This is a genomic window from Kitasatospora sp. NPDC058046, assembly GCF_042885595.1.
Classification (GTDB): domain Bacteria; phylum Actinomycetota; class Actinomycetes; order Streptomycetales; family Streptomycetaceae; genus Kitasatospora.
In genome coordinates this window covers 42,535-63,488 of record NZ_JBHVRS010000003.1, presented here as the reverse complement: position 1 = coordinate 63,488, position 20,954 = coordinate 42,535, and the positions used below count along the sequence as shown (strand labels likewise).

Here is a 20,954-nt window from a genome sequence, read left to right as displayed (position 1 = left end):
CCGGATCACGATCGCCGAGCCTCAGACGGTGGCGGGCTCCATGACCGGGTCACCGGGCGCCGGGCTCCCGACGGTCGGGCTGCCGACCGTCGGGTCGGCGATCGTCGGCCGCCCGGGCGCAGGGTCCCCGAGCAGCTTGACGAGGTCGTTGACGGCCGCCCGCCCGGCTCGGTTGGCGCCGACGGTGCTGGCGGACGGGCCGTAGCCGACCAGGTGGACGCGGGGGTCGGCGGTGGCCCGGGTGCCGGTGAGCGCGATGCCGCCGCCGGGGGAGCGCAGCCCGAGCGGAGCGAGGTGCCCGACCTCGGGCCGGAAGCCGGTCGCCCAGACGATCGCGTCCACGGCCAGCTCCTCGTCTCCCCAGGCGACCCCGTGCTCGGTCAGGCGGTCGAACATCGGTCGGCGGTGCAGCGCGCCCAGCTCCTCGGCGCGCCGGTAGGCGACGGACGGGCCGAGCCCGGTCACGCTCACCACGCTGCGCGGCGGCAGCCCCTGCCGGACCCGCTCCTCGACCTTGGCGACCACCGCGCGCCCGTACTCGGGGGTGAACGGCCCGTCGTGGTAGACGGGCTCGGAACGGGTCACCCACACCGTCTCGCCGACCGCGGCGACCTCCGACAGCACCTGGACCGCCGAGGCGCCGCCGCCCACCACCAGCACCCGCTTGCCCGTGAACTCCTCGGGGCCGCGGTACTCGGCGTAGTGCAGCTGGCGGCCCGCGAAGCGGCCCGGGTAGTGCGGGAGGAACGGGCGGGTCCAGGTGCCGGTGGCGTTGATCAGCGCGCGGGTGGACCAGGTGCCGCGGTCGGTCTCGACCAGCAGCCGGGAGTCCGGGCGCTCGGACTCAGCGCGTATGGCGCGCACCGCGACCGGGCGTACGACCGGGAGCGCGTGCTGCGCCTCGTACGCCGCGAAGTACTCCGGCACCACCTCGCGCGCGGGGGCGTCCGGGTCCGGCGGCGGGAGTTCGGCGTCCGGGAGGTCGTGGACGCCGTGCACGGTGGCCATCCGCAGGGACGGCGAGCGGTACGCCCAGGCACCGCCGGGGACGGCGTTGGCGTCGAGGACGACGAAGCCGCCGTCGAGGCCCGTCCGGTGACGGGCGAAGCCGCGGCGGTGCAGGTGGTAGGCGGCGGACAGACCTGCCTGTCCGGCGCCCACCACCAGGACGTCCACCCGTTCCGGAACGCTGTTCGTTGCACCGTAAACAGTCACGCCCGAGAAACATCGGGGGGTCGGCGGGTGTTCCCCGGTCAGGAGGGGAATGTCACAGGAGGAACGTCAGGAGACCGGGGAGATGACCGCGGCGGTGCCGTAGGCGCAGACCTCGGTACCCACGGCGGCCGCCTCCGTGACGTCGAAGCGCATCATCAGGACGGCGTTGCCGCCGCGCGCCTTGGTCTGCTCGATCAGCCGCTGCATCGCCTCGTTGCGGCTCTCGACCAGGGTCTTCGTCAGACCGCGCAGCTCGCCGCCGACCAGTGACTTCAGACCGGCACCGATCTGGCTGCCGACGTGGCGGCTGCGGACGGTCAGCCCGAAGACCTCGCCGATCACGTGGTCGACCCGGTAACCGGGGATGTCGTTGGTGGTCACGACCAGGACGTCGGCGTTCGGGCCCTGCCCGCCGCCGTACTCGTTGATGTCAGCCATGCGGTTCATCCTGCCAAACTCCTGCGTCCGAGTGACAGCGGCGGGGCCGGGCGGTGGCCGAGAAGGCTCCCGGAAGCTGGTCCGGACCGGTGATCGGGCGACCGAAAGGCCGTACCGTTAGCCCCATGGGCGAGCGAAGTGATCATCCACAGGGGCCGGGCGCGGCGGAGGACTCCGGCGCGCAGGAAATCGAGGCGACGGTGGTGCTGGGCCTGCGGATCACCGACTGGCCGGCCCTGCGCGCGGCCGCGATCAGGGCCGTCGAGGAGCTGGACTTCGGGGGCGTCGACCCGGCCGGGCAGCGCCGCGAACTGCTGTGCGAGGTAGCCGAGGACGCCAACGCGGCGCTCGGCGCGCTGCTGCATCCGGACCGGCTGGTGGCCGCCATCCCCGGGGTGGAGGCGATCGGCGGCACGCTGGAGATCAGCGTCACGGAGGACTTCACACCGGACTTCGCCGACCTGTTCCCGCTGGAGGGCGACGAGGAGGAGGGCGGCGCGGGCGCGGACTGGACGCTCACCCCGCGCACGGCCTGCCTGCTCCACGCCCAGCTGATCGGCCTGGCCGACGCCGCGTACGACGACCTCGACGAGCACGGGGACGAGGCGGTCGCCGACAGCGATGACGTGGACTGGACGGTCTTCGCCCGGCTTCCCGAACGCACCTGGCGGATGCACCGGGGCTGGCGCCGCGCGATGGCCCGGGCCTTCGACGACCTCGCCGACGACCTCGCGCTCGGCGAGTGGCCGCTGCCGCGCTGCCTGGCCGAGGACATCGCGCTGCGGATGGCCCTGGTGGACGCCCGGGCGCTGCTCGGTGCGCAACCCGAGTCGGTGGCGGACATGATGGGCGACCTCCCGGCCGACCTGTACGACTACGACTGGGACGGCTGCCAGGACGAGCTGTTCGGGGTCTACGGGCCGGACGAGGGCGATCCGGAGCTGGCGGCGGAGCAGCGCACCGAGATGCTGCTCGCGGCCACCCACCCGGAGGGCTGGTTCCTGATGTACGAGGACGCGGAGGAGCGGGACCCGCAGCGCGGCTACCGGCGCTGACGGCGCGAGTGCCGGAGTGACTACCGGGGCGGACGGGGCGGGCCGAGTCGGTCGGGGCGGGGCTGGCATCCTGGACGGGTGACTTCTCCTTCCGACGCCCCGACTCCCCTTACCCCGGCCCCCGCTCCGGTGGCCGACCCCGGCGACGCCCCGTCGCGCGAGGACCGCGACGAGCGGCCGCAGTACGTGCTGCCGCTGGTCGTCCGGCTGGAGCGGGCCACTCCGCCGGGCCGGACGGACGCGCTGGAGACTTCGGCGCGGGCGGTGCTCACCCTGCTCGCCGACCCCCGGGTGACCGAGGCGGGCGGCGAGTGGGCGGAGCGGGTCGAGGCCTGGGAGGACGCCCGGATCCGCAAGGTGGTCCGGCGGGCCCGGGGCGGGGAGTGGCGCCGGGCCGGCGAGCTGCCGGGCGTCACGGTGCACGGGCGGGAGGCCGAGGTGCGGGTGTTCCCGCCGGTCCCGCTGGACGGCTGGCCGAAGGAACTCGCCAAGCTCCAGGTGTCCGGGACGGACCTCGAGGAGACGGCCGAGGTCGGCGCGCCCGAGCCGGGGCTGCCGGTGCTGTGGCTCAACCCCGAGCTGGAGATGAGCGCGGGCAAGACGATGGCGCAGACCGGGCACGCCGCCCAGCTCGCGTGGTGGCGGCTGGACGAGGCGCAGCGCAAGGAGTGGGCCGAGGCCGGCTTCGCGCTCGCGGTCCGGACCGCCTCGCCGGAGGCGTGGGAGGAGCTCGTCCGCAGCGGGCTGCCGGTGGTCCAGGACGCGGGCTTCACCGAGATCGCGCCCGGGAGCTGCACGGTGATCGCGGAGCACCCGGCGCTGCGGTGACGGGCTGACAGGCGACAGCGGACAGCCGACGGCGAACAGCTAACAGCGAACAGACGACAGATTTCGAAATCTGTCATCTGTTCGCCGTTTGCTGTCGGCTGTCGTCCGTCAGCTGTGCCGGTACCGCCGCATCGCCCGCAGCCCGCCATAGGCCGCCAGGGCCGTCCAGAGCGCCATGATCAACAGCCCGGTCCAGTGGCCGTAGTGGATGCCCGGTTCGGTCTGGGTGCGCGTCGCGTAGAGGCCGGCCCGGTCGGGCAGGAACTGGCCGAGTTCCCGGACACCGGGGATGGCGGCCAGCCAGGTGGTGCCCAGGAACACCATCGGGGTCAGCAGGCCGAGCGCGGCGCTGAAGTTGCCCAGCATCGCGGTCAGTCCGAGGCAGAGCAGCACCATCATCGGGTGGTACAGCACGCCGGCCAGGAAGCTGCGGGCCAGGCCCGGGGTGGAGAGGTCCAGGCCGACGGTGGTGCCGACGGCCAGGAACGAGCCCGCCGTCGAGGCCAGGCCGAGCAGCAGGCCCAGCCCGGCGCCGAGCGCGAGCTTGGCGCCGTACAGCCGGCCGCGCCGGGGGACGGCGGTGAGCGAGGTGCCGATCATGCGGGTGTTGAACTCCTGCCCGATCAGCAGGATGCCGAGGCAGGCCACCGCGACGTGGCCGAAGAGCAGCCCGTAGAAGATCCCGTTGGCCGGGTCCGGGGCGGGCGTGTGGTCCTTCGCCCCGTAGGCGGCGCTGACGGCGGCCGTGACGCCGACGGTCAGCGCCAGGGCGACCAGCGGGGCCGCCCACTGCGAGGGCAGGGTGGTGAACTTGACGCGTTCGGCGCGCAGGGCGCCGGCGAGCGTGCTCATGGTTTTCTCTCGTTTCCCGTTCGTCCGAGGTCACTTGGCGCCGATGCGGCGCAGCGCGCGCAGGCCGCCGTAGGCCGCCAGCGCCGTCCAGAGCGCCATGATCAGCAGCCCGGTCCAGTGCCCGTACGCGACCTGCGGGTCGTCGGCGTACCGCAGGGCGTACTGGCCGGCCCGGTCGGGCAGGAACTGGACGACCCGGCGGACCCCGGGTACTCCGCCGAGCAGTGGCGAGAGCAGGAAGACGGTCGGCACCAGCAGTCCCATGGCGGCGGTGAGGTTGCCCAGCAGCGCGGTCGCTCCGAGGCAGAGCACCACCAGCAGCGCCTGGTAGAGCACGCCGGCGACGGCGCTGCGCAGGAGGGCCGGCCCGTCCCAGGCGCCCGGGGCGGTGGCCGCGTAGCCGGCGAAGGCACCCGCCGTGCCGACGGCGCCGACGGCGAGGCCGACGAGCGCGCCGAGCGCCAACTTGGCGCCGTACAGCCGGTTGCGGCGCGGGACGGCGGTGAGCGACACGTTGATCATGCGGGTGTTGAACTCCTGCCCGATCAGCAGGATGCCGAAGCAGGCCAGGGCCGCCTGGCCGAAGTTGAGCCCGTAGAAGACCCCGACGCTCGGGTCGTCGGTGATGCTGTGGTCCTTGCCGCCGATGGCCGCGCCGATGGCGGTGGTGACCCCGGCGGTCAGCAGCAGGGCGAGCAGCGGGGTGATCCAGAGCGAGCGGAGGGTGGTGAGCTTGATCCGTTCGGCGCGCAGGACGTGCAGGACGTGCGCGGAGCCGGCAACCGGTGTGCTCATGCGGAGGCCTCCGCGCGGTACTCGACGCTGTCGGCGGTCATCCGCATGAACGCCTCTTCCAGTGAGTCCTGTTGGACGGCGATCTCGTACAGCACCACCCCGTTGGCGGCGGCGAGCGCGGCGATCCGCTCGGGTTCGGCGCCGCTCACCTCCCAGGCGCCGCCGTCGACTTCGGTGGCGTCGAGGCCGTGGTCGTGGCCGGGGCCGCCGAGCAGGGCGGCGAGCTTGGCGGGGGCGACGGCGCGGACCCTGATCCGGGTCCGGCCGTGGCGGTCGATGAACTCGGAGGTGGCGGCGTCGGCGAGCAGTCGCCCGCGCCCGATCACCACCAAGTGGTCGGCGGTGAGCGCCATTTCGGTCATCAGGTGGGAGGAGACCAGCACCGCCCGGCCTTCGGCGGCCAGGTCGCGCAGCAGGGTGCGGATCCAGCGGATGCCTTCCGGGTCCAGGCCGTTGACGGGTTCGTCCAGCAGCAGCACCGGCGGGTCGCCGAGCAGCGCGGCGGCCACCCCGAGGCGCTGGCGCATGCCGAGCGAGAAGCCCCGGATCCGCCGTCCGGCCGCGTCCGCCAGGCCGACCTGGCCGAGCACCTCGTCGACCCGGCGGGCCGGCAGCCCGTTGCTCGCGGCGAGCCAGCGCAGGTGGCCGTGCGCGGTCCGGCCGCCGTGCATCGCCTGGGCGTCCAGCAGTGCGCCCACCGTCCGCAGCGGGGCGGGGAGTTCGGCGTACGGGCGGCCGTCGACCAGGGCGTGTCCGGCGGTCGGCCGGTCGAGGCCGAGGACTAGGCGCATGGTGGTGCTCTTGCCGGCGCCGTTGGGGCCGAGGAAGCCGGTCACCACGCCGGGTCGGACCTCGAAGGTCAGGTCGTCGACGACGCGCCGGCCGTCGTACTCCTTGGTCAGGCCCTGGATCTCGATCACGGCCCGCTCCCCTCGTCTCGTCGTCGGTGGTCTCCGCCGGTGTCCGCTGTCGCTGCCCCGGTCGGTGGCTCCATTCGACCGGAGCGGGCCGGTGCGGCGGATCCCGCCGGGGCGGGGATCCGCCTCCCTCCCAGGAGGGAGGGCGCGGGCGACCGGCGCGGGATCCGGGGACGGGGGCGACCTGGCAGGATGGCGCAATGTCCAAGATCGCAGCGCTGAGGGGCGCGAGCGCGGTGTCCGGAGGATCCGCGCCGGGAAGTGCGGTGTCCAGGCTCGTCGCGCCGCTGGCGGCCGGTGTCACGTACGCGCGGCTGCTGCACCTGCTGGTGGGGTGGATCTTCGCGGGCGTGGTGCTGATGATCTATCCGGGGACGTACCGGAAAGGCCTCGGCGAGATCCTCACGGCGAGCGTACTGGTGGACTGCGTGCTGCTCGCTGCGCTCGCGCTCATCCCGGCGGCTCGGCGGGCGGAGGGGGTGCAGGCGCGGCTGCTGCTGGTGCCCGACCGCGAGGAGGACATCGCCGCCGAGCCCTCCCGCACCTGGGCCGACCGGCGGCGGACGGCGGGTTGGCTGATCGGCCGGGTCGCGCTCGGCTCGGTGGCCGGGTTCGTGCTCTCCCTCGGCTCCGCCGCGTGCTACGACCGGCTGACCGGTCCGGACGCGCTCTGGTACCTCCCGTTCTCCCCTCTGCTGGTACTCGGTTTCGGCTGGTTCCTGGTCCTCGCCGGGCGCCTCCAACTCGCCATGGCCGTACGGCTGCTGGGCCCGTCGCCGACCGAGCGGCTGGCGGAGGCGGAGCTGCGGGCCGAACGCCTGCTGGAACGCAACCGGTTGGCCCGGGAGCTGCACGATTCGATCGGCCACGCACTGACGGTGACGGTCCTTCAGGCGGGCGCGGCGCGCGAGGTCGGGGACCCGGTCTTCGTCGCCAAGGCGCTCGAAGTCATCGAGGAGACCGGTCGGCAGGCCATGGAGGACCTCGAACGCACCCTCGTGCTGCTGCGCGAGACCCCGGCCGGGGCGAACGGCGTGGCCACCGAACAGCCCGGGATCGACCAGCTGCCCGCGCTGTTCGACACCGCCCGGGCGGCCGGCAGCCCGGTGGAGGCGCGGATGGAGGTGCCACCCGGCACGCTGCCCGGGGTGCTCTCCCGCGAGTCGTACCGGATCGTCCAGGAGGGTGTCACCAACGCGCTCAAGTACGCGCCCGGCGAACCGGTCGACATCCGGATCGCCGTACGGGAAGGGCAGTTGGAGCTGCGCTGCGCCAACCGGCTGCCCGGCGCCGGGCGTTCGGCGGTCGGCGCGGCCGGGCCTGCCGGTCCGGCCGGTTCGGTACGGCCTCCGGCGGGCGGTGCGGGCCGGGGCGCGACGCGCAAGGGCGGCAAGGGGCTGCGCGGCATCCGCGAGCGCGCCACGCTGCTCGGCGGGGAGGCGGCGGCGGGGGTGTCGCAGGAGGGCGGAGGGGAGTGGGTGCTGACCGTCCGGCTGCCCCTACGCTTGGGCTCGTGACGAACGATCCTGTGACGCGAGGCCCGGCCGGAGGAGCCGCGGGGATGACGGACATCCTGCTCGCCGACGACGAGGAACTGGTCCGGGCCGGCCTGCGGGCCGTCCTGGAGGCGCAGGGGGACCTGCGGGTGGTCGGCGAGGCGGCCGACGGCGCGGAAGCGGTCGCGCTGGCCCGCGCGCTGCGCCCGCACGTGGTGCTGATGGACGTCCGGATGCCCGTGCTGGACGGCCTGGCGGCCACCCGCGAGCTGCTGCGCCCCGGCGCACCGGAGGAGCGTCCGCCGAGGATCCTGGTCGTGACCACCTTCGAGAACGACGACTACGTCTACCAGGCGTTGCGCGCGGGCGCCGACGGCTTCCTGCTCAAGCGCACCCGCCCGGCCGAGATCGCCCACGCGGTACGGCTGGTGGCGGCGGGCGAGTCGCTGCTGTTCCCGGCCGCGATCCGCCGGCTGGCGGCCGGGCACGGCAACCCGACCGCCCGGGCGGTCATGGAGCGGGCGGCGCTGACCGGGCGCGAGGCGGAGGTGCTGCGGCTGGTCGCGCGGGGCCTGAGCAACGGGGAGATCGCCGAGCGGCTGTTCCTCGGCGTGCAGACGGTGAAGACGCACGTCAGCAGCGTGCTGGCGAAGCTGGGGGCGCGGGACCGCACCCAGGCGGTGATCGCGGCGTACGAGTCGGGGTTCGTCGAGCCCTCGGAGTGACGCGGGCTGATGATGCGTCAGAAAGACCCGCTCAGGCCGGGTAGGCGTGGGTCTGGGCGGCCTTGACCGAGGCCCAGACCGCGACGCCGGGCGCCAGCTCCAGCTCCGCGACGGCGGCCGGGGTCAGGTCGGCGGCCATCGGCAGGTCGCCGGCGAGTTCGACGCGGACCTGGTCGCCGTGCAGGTCGAGCCCGGTGACCTCGGCCTCCCAGAGGTTGCGCGCGCTGGTCCGCGGACGCTCCCGGTACAGCGTCACGGCGGAGGGCGGGAAGGCGACGAAGGCCGGACCGTCCAGCTCCTCGGTGGTGGCCAGCACCGTGCCGTCCGGGAGCGTGACCCGGGAGCCCTCGGCCCGGCCCTGGTACAGGTTCAGTCCGACCAGCCGGGCGATGTAGTCGGTGCGCGGGCGCCGGGCGACCTCCGCCGGGCTGCCGGACTGCACCTCGTGCCCGTCCTCGATCACCACCAGTCGGTCGGCCAGCACCATGGCGTCCAGCGGGTCGTGCGTCACCAGCACCGCCACCGCCTCGAACTCGGCCAGGTGGCGCCGCAGTTGGGCGCGTACGTCGAGCCGGGTGCGGGCGTCCAGGGCGGCCAGCGGCTCGTCCAGCAGGAGCAGCCGGGGGCGTACGGCGAGGGCTCGGGCGAGCGCCACCCGCTGGGCCTGGCCGCCGGAGAGCCGGCCGGGGCGGACCGTGGCGTGGTCGGCCAGGCCCATCCGCTCCAGCCACTCGGCCGCCTCGGCCCGCGCCTCCCGCTTGGGGCGGCCCTGGCAGCGCGGGCCGAAGGCGACGTTGTCGAGCGCGCTCAGGTGGGGGAACAGCAGGTAGTCCTGGAACACCACGCCGACCGGCCGCTCCTCGGCCGGGGTGTGCACGCGCTGCGCCGGGTCCTCCAGGAGGCGGCCGTCCAGGCGCAGGTGGCCGCCGGTGAGCGGGAGCAGCCCGGCGAGGGCGCGCAGGGCGGTGGACTTCCCGGCGCCGTTGGGGCCGAGCAGCGCCACCACCTCGCCGGGGGCGGCGGTCAGCGTGAGGTCGAGGGCGAACGCGGCGCGCTCGACCCGCAGGCGGGCGTCCAGGGCGGGGCCGGGGCGGCTTTCGGTGCTCATCGGGGCGGCGTCCAGGTGTCCAGTGCGTCTGCTGCGTTCAGCGTGTCCGGGATGGGAGGTGGGGAGGGGAGGGCGCGTGCGGTCGGGATGGTGCGGGCGGGCGGGGTCACGGCGTCGACAGCCAGCGGTCGCGCAGGCCGACCAGGACGGCGACGGAGACCACCAGCAGCACCAGCGACAGCGCGATCGCCGCCTGTGGGTCCGACTCCATGGCCAGGTAGACGGCCAGCGGCATGGTCTGGGTGCGGCCCGGGAAGTTGCCCGCGAACGTGATCGTCGCACCGAACTCGCCGAGCGCCCGGGCCCAGGCCAGGACGGCCCCGGCGGCGATCCCCGGCGCGATCAGCGGCAGGGTGACCCGCCGGAACGCGGTCAGCCGGGAGGCGCCCAGGGTCGCGGCGGCCTCCTCGTAGCGGGGGTCGGCGGCCCGCAGCGCGCCCTCGACGCTGATCACCAGGAACGGCATCGCCACGAACGCCTCGGCGATCACGACCCCGGTGGTGGTGAACGGCAGCGTGATGCCGAAGGCCGAGTCCAGCCAGGAGCCGACGATGCCGCGCCGCCCGAGCACCAGCAGCAGCGCCACACCGCCGACCACCGGCGGCAGCACCAGCGGCAGGGTGACCAGCGCCCGGATCACCCGCCGGCCCGGCAGCTCGGTGCGGGCGAGCAGCCAGGCCAGCGGGACGCCCAGGACCAGCGACACGGCGGTGGCCGCGGTCGCGCTGATCAGCGACAGGCGCAGCGCGTCCCAGACGGCGGTGCTGGTGAGCTGCTCGGACAGGTCGCTCCAGGGCGCCCGGATCAGCAGGCCGACCAGCGGCAGGACCAGGAACGCCAACCCGAGCAGCGCCGGGAGCAGCAGGGCGACCGGGGCGCGGTGCGTCCGCGGGCGTCGGTTTCGCGGGGCGCGGCTTCGTGGGTCGCGCTTTCGTGGGTCGCGGCGCGGCAGGGCCTTCTCGGCTTCCGCCGCGCCGCCGCCGACGGTGCGGTTCCGACCGGAGTCGCGTCCGGAGCCGTCCCCGGAGCCGGTGGTGCGCTCGCTCACGGTGCCTGGAAGCCCGCCGCGGTCAGCACCTGCTTGGCCTCGGGCGACTGGACGTACGCGACGAAGGCGGCGGCGCCGTCCTTGTTCGGCGCCTTGGCGAGCGCGGCGATCGGGTAGTCGTTCACGGCCTTGTCGGCCTCGGGGAAGTCCACGCCGTCGATCTTCGCAGCATCGGCCTGCACATCGGTCCGGTACACCAGGGACGCGTCGACCTCGCCGAGTTCGACCTTGGTGAGCGCGCCCTTGACGTCCTGCTCCAGGGTGACCGGGGTGAGGTCGACGCCCGCCGCCTTGAGCGCGGTCTGGGCGGCGGCGCCGCACGGCACCTCCTTCGCGCACAGCGCGACCTTCACGCCGGAGGCGGTGAGGTCCTTGAGGCCCGCGATGTGCTTGGGGTTGCCCTTGGGGACGGCGATGGTGAGCGTGTTCCGGACGAAGGTCGTCGGCTGCCCGCTGGCACCGCCCGCGTCCGTCACGGTCTTCATGGTGGCCGGGCTGGCGGCGGCGAACACGTCCGCCGGGGCACCGGAGTTGATGCTGGTGGCGAGGCTGGAGCTGCCGCCGAAGTTGAAGGTGACCTTGGCGCCCGGGTTGGCGGCCTCGAACTTCTTGCCGAGCTCGGTGAAGGTCTCCTTGAGCGAGGCGGCGGCGAAGACGGTGATGGTGCCGGAGGCCTTCGGGACGCTGCTGCCCGCGGCGGAGGCGTTCGCGGAGGTGCTCGAAGAGGCCGAGGAACCGGAGGACTTGCCGCCGTCGCTGCCGCAGGCGCTGACTCCGAGCCCGAGGACGAGGACCGCGGCGGTGGCGACGGCGAGCCTGCGGGCGGTGGGCGTACGGGTGCTCATCGGTGCTTCCCCTCCAGGGTGCGCGCCGGGAGGGGCGCGAGGGACGAGCCGCAGGTGCGGCCATTACGGCGATCATAGTGCCGCAAATGCGAGCGATAAATCCCCTGTCGGTTCGCACAGCTGAGGGCCGCAGGGGTCTCGGGGCTGCTGTGGGATGGCTCAACCGGGACTCGCGGGGCGGGGTGAGGGCGGTGAGGCGGTCAGGCTGGTGGGGCCGGTGGGCCGGTGGGCCGGTGGGGGGCGCTGGCGAGGGGCGCGCGGTAATTGCGTCGCGCCGTGGGTGGTCGAACGGCCAGAGTGGTCGCCGTCCGTACGCACGGCCGGGCCGGTTGGACGCACGGCCGGGGCCGAACCAAGGGGAGGAGTCCGTCCATGTCCACGCTGCGCGTCACCGCCGAGAAGCTGGTCATCCTGGAGCACCCGAACGCCGATGCCCTGGAGCTCGCCCAGGTCGGCCTCTACCGGGCGGTGGTCGCGAAAGGCGCGTACCGGACCGGGGACCACGCCGTCTACATCCCCGAACAGTCCGTCCTCCCCGAGGAGTTGATCGAGGAGCTGGGCCTGACCGGCAAGCTGGCCGGCGCCCGGGCGAACCGGGTGAAGGCGGTGCGGCTGCGCGGCGAGCTGTCCCAGGGCGTCGTCTGCCGGCCCGCCGCGCTCGCCGGCACCGACCTGGCCGCCGCGGCCGAGCGCGGCGAGGACTTCGCCGAGCTGCTCGGGGTCGTCAAGTGGCAGCCGCCGGTGCCGACGTCGATGAGCGGTGACGTGGTCAGCGCGCCGGACCTGCTGCCCTGGGTGGACATCGAGAACCTCAAGCGCTACCCCGAGGCCTTCGCGCCGGGCGAGCCGGTCGTGCTGACCGAGAAGCTGCACGGCAGCTGCTGCCTGGTCACGTACACGGCCGCCACCGGCGAGGTGCGGGTGTCGTCCAAGGGCATCGGTGCGCAGGGGCTGGCGCTGGCCGAGGACGCGCGCAACCTCTACTGGCGGGCGGTGCGCGCGTACGACATCCCGGCGGTGGCGGCCCGGCTGGCGGAGCGCCTCGGGGCCGAGCGGGTCGGCATCTTCGGCGAGGTCTTCGGCGAGGGCGTGCAGGACCTGGGCTACGGCGCCTCGGCGCGCACCGAGCGGCCCGGATACGCCGCGTTCGACGTGTCGGCCCTCGTGGACGGGCAGCTGAACTGGCTTTCGGCGGCCGAACTGCTGGACGGGGAACTGCCGTTGGTGCCCGAGCTGTGGCGCGGACCGTTCGATCCGGAGACCGTGCTGGGGTTCGCGCGGGGCCGGGAGACCGTCTCCGGGCGTGAACTGCACCTGCGCGAGGGCGTGGTGGTGCGGCCGGTCACCGAGCGCTGGAGCCCGGTGCTCGGCGGGCGGGCGATCGCCAAGGTGGTCAGCGAGGCTTACCTGACCCGCAAGGGGGGCACCGAGTACGAGTGAGACGGGCCCGGATCCGGTGGCCGGGCAGGTCGGCCCGGCCGACCGGTCCGGGTGCGGCTCCTCTCGGTGCTGACCGCCCGTCGGTAGAGGCGGCGGGCGAGTCCCCGTACAGAAGGAGTGCCGATGGCCACCGAAGTCCTCCCCGTTCCCGACCCCGGCCTCGTGCCCGCCCCCACCTCCGCGATACCCGTGCCGGCCGGGAACCCGCTGGTCGGATCGCTGTTCGACCTCACCCGCCGCCCGCTGCGCAGCTACCTCGCGGCCCGCCGCGACCACGGCGACGTGGTGCGCTTCCAGGCCGGGCCGCCCGGGCTGCGGGCCGACTTCTACGGGGTGTTCTCGCCGGAGGGCGTCCGCCAGGTGCTGGCGGGCGAGGCGGCCAACTTCCGCAAGGAGGACCCGTTCTACGACGAGCTCCGGAGCAGCGTCGGCAACGGGCTGCTGACCAGCCAGGACGCCGAGTACCAGCGCCAACGCCGAATGGTGCAGCCGCTGTTCACCCGGCGCCGGGTGGACGGCTACGCGGACGCGCTCGCGCAGGAGGCGCAGTCGCTCGCCGAGCGGTGGCGGGCGGTGCCCGGCGGGGTGGTGGACGCGGCGGACGAGACGTCCCGGTTCGCGCTGCGGGCGGTCGCGCGCATCCTCTTCGGCGCCGACGTGGAGGAGGCGATAGCGGTGGTCCACCGCAGCTTCCCGGTGCTCGGCGAGTACGTGAAGGAGCGCGGCTACGCCCCGGTCCGCCTCCCGCGCACCTGGCCGACGCCGGCCAACCGGCGCGGTGCCGAGGCCCAGCGGGCGCTGTACGGGGTCTGCGACCGGATCATTGCCGAACGGGCCGCGCGGGGCGGCGGAGACGAGGGCGCGGACGACCTGCTCACCCTGCTCGGCCGGGCCCGCGACGACCACGGCGAGCGGCTGGACCCGGCCGAACTCCGGGACCAGGTCCTGGTGTTCCTTCTCGCCGGGCACGAGACCACGGCCACCGCGCTGGCCTTCGCGCTGCACCTGCTGGCCAAGCACCCCGAGCAGCGGCGGCTCGCCCGCGAGGAGGCGCGGACCGTCCTGGCCGGGCGCGCGCCGACGGCGGCGGACCTGGACGCGCTCCCGTACATCACCCGGGTGCTGAAGGAGGCGATGCGGCTCTATCCGTCGGCGGCCCTGGGCGGGCGGCGGGCGGTCGAGGAGACCGTCATCGACGGGTACGTGATCCCGGCGGGGGCACAGGTCGTCGTCGCGCCGCTGGTCACCCACCGGCACCCGGATCACTGGGAGGATCCGGAGCGCTTCGACCCGGACCGGTTCCTGCCGGAGGCGGAGCGGGCCCGGCACCGCTACGCCTGGTTCCCGTTCGGGGGCGGGCCGCGGGCCTGCATCGGGCAGCACTTCTCGATGCTGGAGGCGGTGCTGGCGCTGGGGGTGCTGCTGCGGGACTTCGAGGTGGAGGCGGTGGACCGGAGGGTGGCGCTCGCCCAGGGGATCACGCTGCGGGCGGCGAGCCCGATGCGGATCCGGGTGACGGCTGACAGCTGACGGCTGACGGCTGACGGGGTTCAGCGAACAGCGAACAACGAACAACAGACAGCGGACAGATGACAGATTTCAAACTCTGTTATCTGTCTGTTGTCATCTGTGCGCCGTCCGCTGGGCAGACGACCGGAGCATTCGAACACATCACCCGGGCCTCGCGGGCAGCTTTTCAGATCTTTGTCTGACCGATTCCGGCCCCTCGATAGCGTCCCACGCACCCCAGGCCGGAAGCGCACATGCGGTTGGCATATGCCTTCGTATGCAGTCCGCCCGGCCCGGGGAGCCCGGGCGCACCGCGTACCGCCTCCGGGCCCGACCGGTCGACCGGAGGTCCCATGGGCACCATCAACCACCTCAGCTTCGGCTGGCTGACCCCCGCCCTCTCGTACCTGATGGCCTGTGCCGGCGCGGCCCTCGGGCTGCGCTGCACGCTGCGCGGGCTGGCCGCGAGCGGCCCGGCCCGGCGGAACTGGCTGGTCACGGCCGCCGCCGCGATCGGCTCCGGGATCTGGACCATGCACTTCGTCGCCATGTTCGGCTTCACCGTCGACGGCACCGAGCTGCGCTACAACGTGCCGCTGACCGTCCTCAGCCTCGTGGTCGCGGTGCTGGTCACCGGTCTCGGCCTGACCGTGGTCTGCTACGGCCGGCACCGCGGCCTCTCCCTGCTGTCCGGCGGCGTCACCACCGGTCTCGGCGTCGCCGCGATGCACTACCTGGGCATGGCCGCCCTCCGGATGCACGGCGGGCTGCACTACGACGCCGGGACGGTCGTGCTGTCCGTGCTGGTCGCGGTCGGCGCCGCCACCGCCGCGCTCTGGGCCGCCGTCACCATCCGCAACGTGTACGCGGCCGCGGCCGCCGCGATGGCCATGGGCCTCGCCGTCAGCTGCATGCACTACACCGGAATGGCCGCCGTCCACGTCCGGTTGGAGCCGACCCGGACCGGCCTCGGTGGGGTCAGCCCGATGGAGTTCGTCTTCCCGCTCGCCGTCGGTCTCGGCTCGTTCCTCTTCCTCGCCTCGGCCTTCGTCGCGCTCTCGCCGACCGCCCAGGAGCGGGCCGGCTACCGGGAGGCCGGCGAGTTGGCCACCGAGGATCTGCCTGCCGGGCCCCCGTACCCCGAGTCCCCGTACCCCGAGCCCGCCCGGCAGGAGCTCGCCCCGGTCGAGGCCGGGCGGCGCGGCGGCGAGGGGCGCGACGGCGAACGGCACGGCCGCGCCGCCTGAGCCGCGCCCCCTCCAGCCCCCGCCCACCTGCCTCCGTCCTCCAGCCTCTCCCTGCCCGAAAGGCTCCTCACCCATGCGAGAAGACCGCGGTACCGCCCCCGGTGCCCGTCGGGGTGCCCATGCCGGGCCGCCCGCCCGTCCACCGCGGCCCGGCCCGTGGCTGCGCGGCCTGCGCCCCCGGACCGTCCGCGCCCGGATCATCGCCCTGCTGATGGTTCCGGTCGTCTCCGTCATCGCCCTGTGGGGGTTCGCCACCGTCACCACCGCCCAGGGCGTCTGGGGCCTGATGCGCCAGCGCGACGCCCAGCGCACGCTGCTCACGCCGGTCGCGGAGACGGTCGCCGGGCTGCAAGCCGAACGCACGGCCGTCGGTCAGCTGCTGGCCGCCCCGGTGGCCGCCCCCAGCGCCGTCCGGGAGAGCGCCCTGCGCGAGGCGGCGGCGGCCACCAACCGGGCGCTCACCCCGCTGTTCCCGGACCCCCGCCGCCCCGACCGGGGCTACAACCGTGCCGACGCCCAGGGCCTGGGCGGGGACGCGGCCGCCCGGCTGGACGCGCTCGGCGGCTCCCTCGCCGCCCTGCCCGTCCTGCGCGACCGGGTCCTGGCCAGGAGCGTCGGCTGGCCCGAGGCGTACGCCGCGTACGGCGAGGCGGTGGACCGGGCGCTCGCCGCCGCCGGTGCCGTCGCGCCGCTCCAGGACCGCCAGGTGGCCGCCGACGCGCGGGTGCTGCTGGAGCTGGCCCGGTCCCGGGAGCTGCTCGCCCGGGAGGACGCCCTGCTGCGTGCCGCCCAGCTGTCCGGCGGGCTCGGCGACGACCAGCTGCGGGAGTTCTCCGGCGCGGCCTTCGCCCGGCGCGAGTTCGAGCGGGGCGCCGCCGCCGAGCTGCGCCCCGCCGACCGGGCGGCGCTGCTCGCCGTCACCGGTGGCCAGGACCACCGCGAGCTGGCCGGGTACGAGGACAGGGTGCGGACGGCCGCCGACGGCCGGACGGCGGTCGCGGCGGTGCCGGCCGACCGGTGGGCGATGGTCGCGGGCAATGTGGCCGGCGGCCTGCGGACCGTCGAGGACCAGGCCGGACGGCTCGCCGCCGAGCGCCAGGACCCGTACGCCCTGGGCCTGTTCACCCCGGCGGGGATGGCAGTGCTGCTCGGACTGGTCGGCGTGGTGGCCTCGTTGGTGATCTCGGTGCAGATCGGGCGCGGGCTGGTCACCGATCTGATCGGCCTGCGCAACTCGGCACTTGAGCTGGCCGGGCGCAAACTCCCGGCGACCATGCGGAAGTTGCGTGCGGGGGAGGAGGTGGACATCGAGGCCGAGGCGCCCCGGCCGGTGGGGCGGGGCGACGAGATCGGCCAGGTGCAGCGGGCGCTGGGCACTGTCCAGCGGGCGGCCGTCACGGCGGCGGTCGAGCGGGCCGAGGTGCTCTCCGGGGTCTCCGGTGTGTTCGTCAACCTCGCGCGCCGCAGCCAGGTCCTGGTGCACCGCCAACTCACCCTGCTGGACGCGATGGAGCGCCGCACCGACGACCCGTCCGAGCTGGCCGACCTGTTCCGCTTGGACCACCTCACCACCCGGATGCGCCGCCACGCCGAGGGCCTGATCATCCTCTCCGGGGCCGCTCCCGGTCGGGGCTGGCGCCGGCCCGTCCCGCTGGTGGACGTGGTGCGCGCGGCCGTCTCGGAGGTCGAGGAGTACGCCCGGGTCGAGGTCCACCCGCTGCCACGGGCCGCGGTGGTCGGCCACGCCGTCGCCGACCTCACCCACCTGGTGGCCGAACTCGTCGAGAACGCCACCGGGTTCTCCCCGCCGCACACCCGGGTGCACATCCGGGGCGAACGGGTCGGCAACGGCTTCGCGTTGGAGATCGAGGACCGCGGCCTCGGCATGGGGCCGGAGGTGCTGGCCTCGGCCAACCGTCGGATCGCCGCCGCCGAGCAGAGCGACCTCTTCGACAGCGACCGGCTCGGCCTGTTCGTGGTCAGCCGGCTCGCTCGGCGGCAGGATGTCAAGGTCTCGCTGGTGACCTCCGCGTACGGCGGCACCACGGCGGTGGTCCTGCTGCCGACCACGCTGCTGGCCGACGAGACGGCCGACGATACGGCCGAAGTGGAGGCGGAGGTGGGGGCGGAGGAGGCGCGGTACGGCTTCGAGCCGGTGCCGCCCCTGCCGCGCGCGGCGGCGCCGGGCGGCGTGGCGGTCGGGGTGGGGCCGACGGAGCCGGTGTTCGCCGAGCGGGCACAGCACGGCGGCCCGGAGCGGGAGTTCACGCCGGTGCACGGTCACGCGGGGGAGCCGACGGGCGGTCCCAGCGGTGTCCCGAGCGGCGCCCTGAGCGGTGACCCGGGGCGCCGGGAGCATTCGCAGGGCGGGGCAAGTGACGGGCTTCCGGCGGCGGGTGGGCCGCCGCCGGAGGGTGGGGCGCTGCTGCCGTTCGGTGCCCGGGGCAGTGACCCCGGGCCGGTGCGCCGTACCCCCTACCGGGCCTCCGGTGCCCGGGTGGCCGGTCCGGCTGCGGACGGGGGCGCGGGTGCGGCCGCCCGTCCGCAGTCCGGGCCGCCGCAGCCGTACGGCGCGGAGCCGTACCGTACGGAACGCCGTTCGGAGCCGGTGCCCGGACCTGGCTTGCGCGGTCCCCGTCCAGATGGTCAACAACCGGACGGTCCCCAAGTCGACTCGGGCCCCGAGGAGTTGCCACGCCGGACCCGCCAGGCGAGCCTCGCACCGCAGCTGCGCGAGGGCCCGGCCCGTCCGACCGCGCACAGTCGTCGTACGGCCGCCGCCACTGCAGCCGTGGCCTCGGCCGGCCCCGGGTCCGGCGACGGCTTCGGCGCCGCGGGCCGCAGCCCTGAGGAGGCGCGGGCGGCGATGTCGGCCTTCCAGAACGGATGGGCGCGCGGTCTGCACCCGGAGGTTCGGCGGGACGGGCAGCCCGCCGACGCTCCGCGGCCGCCGCGGGCGCGCCACCCCCAACCCCCGTCCCGACCCGAAGGAGAGCGTCCGTGATCGCCACCACCCACCGCGCGGGGGAGCTGAACTGGCTCCTCGACGAGCTGGTCCAGCGCGCCCCCGAGCTCCGCTTCGCCGTGATGCTCTCCGCCGACGGACTGGCCATGGGCACCTCGGCCGGTCTGGCGCGGGAGGACGGGGAGCATCTGGCGGCCGTCGCCTCCGGCTTCCACAGCCTGGCCAAGGGCGCCGGCCGGCACTTCGGCGCCGGCGAAGTCCGCCAGACCATGGTCGAGTTGGAGGGCGGCTACCTGCTGGTCGCGGCGGCCGGGGAGGGCACCTGCCTCGCCGTGTTCACCACGGCCCGGGCCGACCTCGGCCTGGTCGCCTACGAGATGGCCAGGCTGGTCCGCCGGGTCGGGGAGCACCTGAGCGCCCCGCCGCGGACGGTGGGCGGCCGGTGAGTCCGGTGCCCCACCCGTACCGGGGGCGACATCCCGAGCACCCGAGGGCCGAACCCGACGGTCACCCCCGCAATCCGCTCGCGGCCGCCCACCGGGCCCGCTGGTACGACGACGACGCCGGGCCGCTGGTCCGCCCGTACGCGATGACCAGGGGGCGCACCGGGGCCGGGGAGCAGCGCTTCGACCTGATCGCCGTGGTGGTCGCCGAACTCCCCGACCCGGCGCTCGTACCGGACGCGCCCGAGCCGCCGGTCGGCCCGGAACAGGCGCGCATCCTCGCGCTGTGCCGGGGCACCCCGCTGTCCGTGGCCGAGCTGGCCGCCGAGCTCGACCTGCCGGTGGGCGTCGTGCGGGTGCTGCTCGGCGACCTGCTGGCGGCCGGGCTCATCCGGGTCCGCCGTCCCGTCCCGCCCGCCCTGCTCCCCGACGAGCGCATCCTCCAGGAGGTCATCCGTGGACTCCGTGCACTCTGACCACCCGTCCGACCTGCCTGATCCGTCGGTATCGTCCGACCCGTCCGACCCGTCCGACCCGTCCGATCCGTACGGCCGGTCCGGTCCGTACGGCGGGTCGGACCCGTTCGACGCCGATGATCCCGACGACGCCGTGCTGGCGCTCAAGATCCTGGTGGCGGGCGGCTTCGGGGTCGGCAAGACGACGCTGGTCGGCGCGGTCAGCGAGATCCGGCCGCTGCGCACCGAGGAGCGGCTGACCGAGGCCGGGCGGGAGGTGGACGACCTCGACGGCGTGGAGCGCAAGTCGACGACCACGGTGGCGATGGACTTCGGTCGGATCACCATCCGCGAGGGGCTGGCGGTCTACCTGTTCGGCACCCCGGGGCAGGACCGGTTCTGGTTCCTCTGGGACGAGCTGGCCCAGGGGGCGCTCGGTGCGGTGGTGCTCGCCGACACCCGCCGGCTGACCGACTGCTTCCCGGCCGTCGACTTCTTCGAGCACCGGGGCATCCCCTTCGTGGTCGCGGTGAACCGTTTCGCCGGGACACGGGAGTTCAGGCCGGAGGAGGTCGCCCGCGCGCTGGACCTGGACGCGGGTACGCCGGTGCTGTTGTGCGATGCGCGCCACCGGGCCTCGGGCAAGGAGGTGCTGATCAACCTGGTCGAGCACGCGGGCCGGGTGCACGCCGCCCGGCTGCTCGCGGACGTCTCTCCGGTGGGCTGAGGCGGCGGCGGGAGGTGTCGGCGGGCGGACGGCGTGCGTATGACAGCTGACAACTCACAACTAACAGATGACAGCTGACAGATTTCGAAATCTGTCAGCTGTCATCTGTCACCCGTCGTCTCTCAGCGGTTCCGGGTCCGGCGGTTCAGCTGTGCCACTGGAACACGATCCGGGTCCAGCTCGACCCGGGGCAGTTGCCCCAGACCGCCCAGGCCTGCGGCCGCGCGCCGATCCACAGGCCGGTGCTCGACGAGCCGTCGGCACAGTAGGTGATGGTGCGCAGTCGTCCGGAGTAGACGTTGCAGGTCCCCTCCCAGCGCCAGCCGTAGTCGGCGGTGATGACGCAGCGGTAGGTCGCGGTCTCGACGGTGTTCCAGTCCGTGTCGGTCTCGGGGGTGAGGGCCTGGGTCCGGACCGTCGCCGCGGCGGCCGGCAGGGCGGTGGTCCCGAGCGCGCCGAGGGCGGCCGTGGCGGCCAGCCCGAACGTGGCGATCTTCCTGGCGATGCAACCTCGCACGGTGGTTCTCCTTGCTCAGGGGTTCTCGTCGGGCGGAGCCGTCCCCGGTCGCCGGGGTGTCCGCGCGGAGGTGAAGTCCCGCTTCCTGTGCGGTTGGTGACATGGTGCACACGAATGACTGCGCACAGTGAGACGACGAACTATGATGTGACCTGTGTCACAAGTCATTCGGTCGGCTCAAGACCCCTGTGGCCAGGGCGGACCGGGTGCTCGGGGTGCCGATTTCCGGGGAGAGCGGCATGGTGGATTGCAGCGGTCGAAATGCGGGCGGCGGACGGGAAGAGGGCTTCGGTCCGAGTGGGAGTAGCGGTCAATCGGCCGAATTCAAC

20 protein-coding genes are annotated in these 20,954 nt (G+C 74.5%); 11 read left to right on the top strand and 9 right to left on the bottom strand.

Translation table 11 applies throughout. The annotated features are described in order from the left end of the window. Positions 1-21 precede the first annotated feature (21 nt). Together ACFVU7_RS08095 and ACFVU7_RS08090 are read right to left on the bottom strand one after the other, a co-directional pair. The gene (locus tag ACFVU7_RS08095; RefSeq protein ID WP_388044666.1) at positions 22-1,215 is read right to left on the bottom strand and encodes an NAD(P)-binding domain-containing protein; all 1,194 of its coding nucleotides are present in this window, start codon (positions 1,213-1,215) and stop codon (positions 22-24) included. Positions 1,216-1,281: 66 nt separating this feature from the next. Beyond that, a complete protein-coding gene (locus tag ACFVU7_RS08090; protein ID WP_049649739.1) occupies positions 1,282-1,653 on the bottom strand; it encodes a YbjQ family protein in 372 nt (123 codons plus the stop codon). 125 nt (positions 1,654-1,778) lie between these two features. On the opposite strand from ACFVU7_RS08090, the gene ACFVU7_RS08085 reads away from it, so the two are divergent. Both ACFVU7_RS08085 and ACFVU7_RS08080 read left to right on the top strand, forming a co-directional pair. Continuing rightward, positions 1,779-2,708, top strand: a complete 930-nt coding sequence (locus ACFVU7_RS08085) for a hypothetical protein (protein ID WP_388044665.1) — start codon at positions 1,779-1,781, stop codon at positions 2,706-2,708. A gap of 129 nt (positions 2,709-2,837) precedes the next feature. Further along, positions 2,838-3,536, top strand: a complete 699-nt coding sequence (locus tag ACFVU7_RS08080) for a peptidyl-tRNA hydrolase (RefSeq protein ID WP_049649724.1) — start codon at positions 2,838-2,840, stop codon at positions 3,534-3,536. Between the two features lie 108 nt (positions 3,537-3,644). On the opposite strand, the gene ACFVU7_RS08075 is transcribed toward ACFVU7_RS08080, so the two are convergent. The 3 genes from ACFVU7_RS08075 to ACFVU7_RS08065 are packed head-to-tail and all read right to left on the bottom strand — an operon-like array spanning position 3,645 to position 6,103. Then, positions 3,645-4,388 carry a hypothetical protein gene (locus ACFVU7_RS08075; RefSeq protein WP_388044664.1) on the bottom strand — a complete coding sequence of 248 codons (744 nt, stop codon included), beginning with the start codon at positions 4,386-4,388 and terminating at the stop codon, positions 3,645-3,647. A gap of 30 nt (positions 4,389-4,418) precedes the next feature. Further along, positions 4,419-5,183 (bottom strand): hypothetical protein, encoded by a 765-nt coding sequence (locus tag ACFVU7_RS08070; RefSeq protein WP_380737475.1) that lies wholly within the window; start codon positions 5,181-5,183, stop codon positions 4,419-4,421. Continuing rightward, complete coding sequence (locus ACFVU7_RS08065) at positions 5,180-6,103, bottom strand: ATP-binding cassette domain-containing protein (protein WP_074004242.1); 924 nt, start codon at positions 6,101-6,103, stop codon at positions 5,180-5,182. Before ACFVU7_RS08065 ends, ACFVU7_RS08070 begins: the two co-directional genes overlap by 4 nt. 263 nt (positions 6,104-6,366) lie before the next feature. Between ACFVU7_RS08065 and ACFVU7_RS08060 the strand changes: the two genes are divergently transcribed. Then, on the top strand, positions 6,367-7,617 hold the full coding sequence (locus ACFVU7_RS08060) for a sensor histidine kinase (protein ID WP_117491050.1): 1,251 nt from the start codon (positions 6,367-6,369) through the stop codon (positions 7,615-7,617). Between the two features lie 44 nt (positions 7,618-7,661). Next, positions 7,662-8,321, top strand: coding sequence for a response regulator (locus ACFVU7_RS08055; protein ID WP_375873384.1), 660 nt, complete (start codon positions 7,662-7,664; stop codon positions 8,319-8,321). Positions 8,322-8,352: 31 nt separating this feature from the next. On the opposite strand, the gene ACFVU7_RS08050 is transcribed toward ACFVU7_RS08055, so the two are convergent. From ACFVU7_RS08050 to modA, 3 genes are all read right to left on the bottom strand, one after another. Beyond that, positions 8,353-9,429, bottom strand: a complete 1,077-nt coding sequence (locus tag ACFVU7_RS08050; protein WP_388044663.1) for an ABC transporter ATP-binding protein — start codon at positions 9,427-9,429, stop codon at positions 8,353-8,355. A 106-nt stretch (positions 9,430-9,535) separates the two neighbouring features. Continuing rightward, positions 9,536-10,294 carry an ABC transporter permease gene (locus tag ACFVU7_RS08045; RefSeq protein ID WP_234348224.1) on the bottom strand — a complete coding sequence of 253 codons (759 nt, stop codon included), beginning with the start codon at positions 10,292-10,294 and terminating at the stop codon, positions 9,536-9,538. A 179-nt stretch (positions 10,295-10,473) separates the two neighbouring features. Continuing rightward, on the bottom strand, positions 10,474-11,322 hold the full coding sequence (modA, locus tag ACFVU7_RS08040; RefSeq protein WP_375873386.1) for a molybdate ABC transporter substrate-binding protein: 849 nt from the start codon (positions 11,320-11,322) through the stop codon (positions 10,474-10,476). 372 nt (positions 11,323-11,694) lie between these two features. Here modA and ACFVU7_RS08035 point away from each other — a divergent pair, with 372 nt between their 5' ends. From ACFVU7_RS08035 to ACFVU7_RS08005, 7 genes are all read left to right on the top strand, one after another. Continuing rightward, positions 11,695-12,762 carry an RNA ligase (ATP) gene (locus ACFVU7_RS08035; protein ID WP_388044662.1) on the top strand — a complete coding sequence of 356 codons (1,068 nt, stop codon included), beginning with the start codon at positions 11,695-11,697 and terminating at the stop codon, positions 12,760-12,762. Between the two features lie 123 nt (positions 12,763-12,885). After that, positions 12,886-14,292, top strand: a complete 1,407-nt coding sequence (locus tag ACFVU7_RS08030) for a cytochrome P450 (RefSeq protein WP_375873388.1) — start codon at positions 12,886-12,888, stop codon at positions 14,290-14,292. 332 nt (positions 14,293-14,624) lie between these two features. Further along, positions 14,625-15,518: an MHYT domain-containing protein gene (locus ACFVU7_RS08025; protein ID WP_388044661.1), complete on the top strand. Its 894-nt coding sequence runs from the start codon at positions 14,625-14,627 to the stop codon at positions 15,516-15,518. A 73-nt stretch (positions 15,519-15,591) separates the two neighbouring features. Then, a complete protein-coding gene (locus tag ACFVU7_RS08020; protein WP_388044660.1) occupies positions 15,592-18,522 on the top strand; it encodes a nitrate- and nitrite sensing domain-containing protein in 2,931 nt (976 codons plus the stop codon). Then, positions 18,519-18,929 carry a roadblock/LC7 domain-containing protein gene (locus tag ACFVU7_RS08015; RefSeq protein ID WP_049651863.1) on the top strand — a complete coding sequence of 137 codons (411 nt, stop codon included), beginning with the start codon at positions 18,519-18,521 and terminating at the stop codon, positions 18,927-18,929. The genes ACFVU7_RS08020 and ACFVU7_RS08015 overlap by 4 nt, the downstream gene beginning before the upstream one ends. Positions 18,930-19,054: 125 nt before the next feature. Further along, on the top strand, positions 19,055-19,402 hold the full coding sequence (locus ACFVU7_RS08010) for a DUF742 domain-containing protein (protein WP_049651866.1): 348 nt from the start codon (positions 19,055-19,057) through the stop codon (positions 19,400-19,402). A 133-nt stretch (positions 19,403-19,535) separates the two neighbouring features. Then, entirely contained in the window at positions 19,536-20,108 is a 573-nt protein-coding gene (locus ACFVU7_RS08005) for an ATP/GTP-binding protein (RefSeq protein WP_049651867.1), read from the top strand. Positions 20,109-20,253: 145 nt separating this feature from the next. Here the strand turns inward: ACFVU7_RS08005 and ACFVU7_RS08000 are convergent, their stop codons facing one another. Then, positions 20,254-20,625 (bottom strand): hypothetical protein, encoded by a 372-nt coding sequence (locus ACFVU7_RS08000; protein WP_388044659.1) that lies wholly within the window; start codon positions 20,623-20,625, stop codon positions 20,254-20,256. Positions 20,626-20,954: the final 329 nt, after the last annotated feature.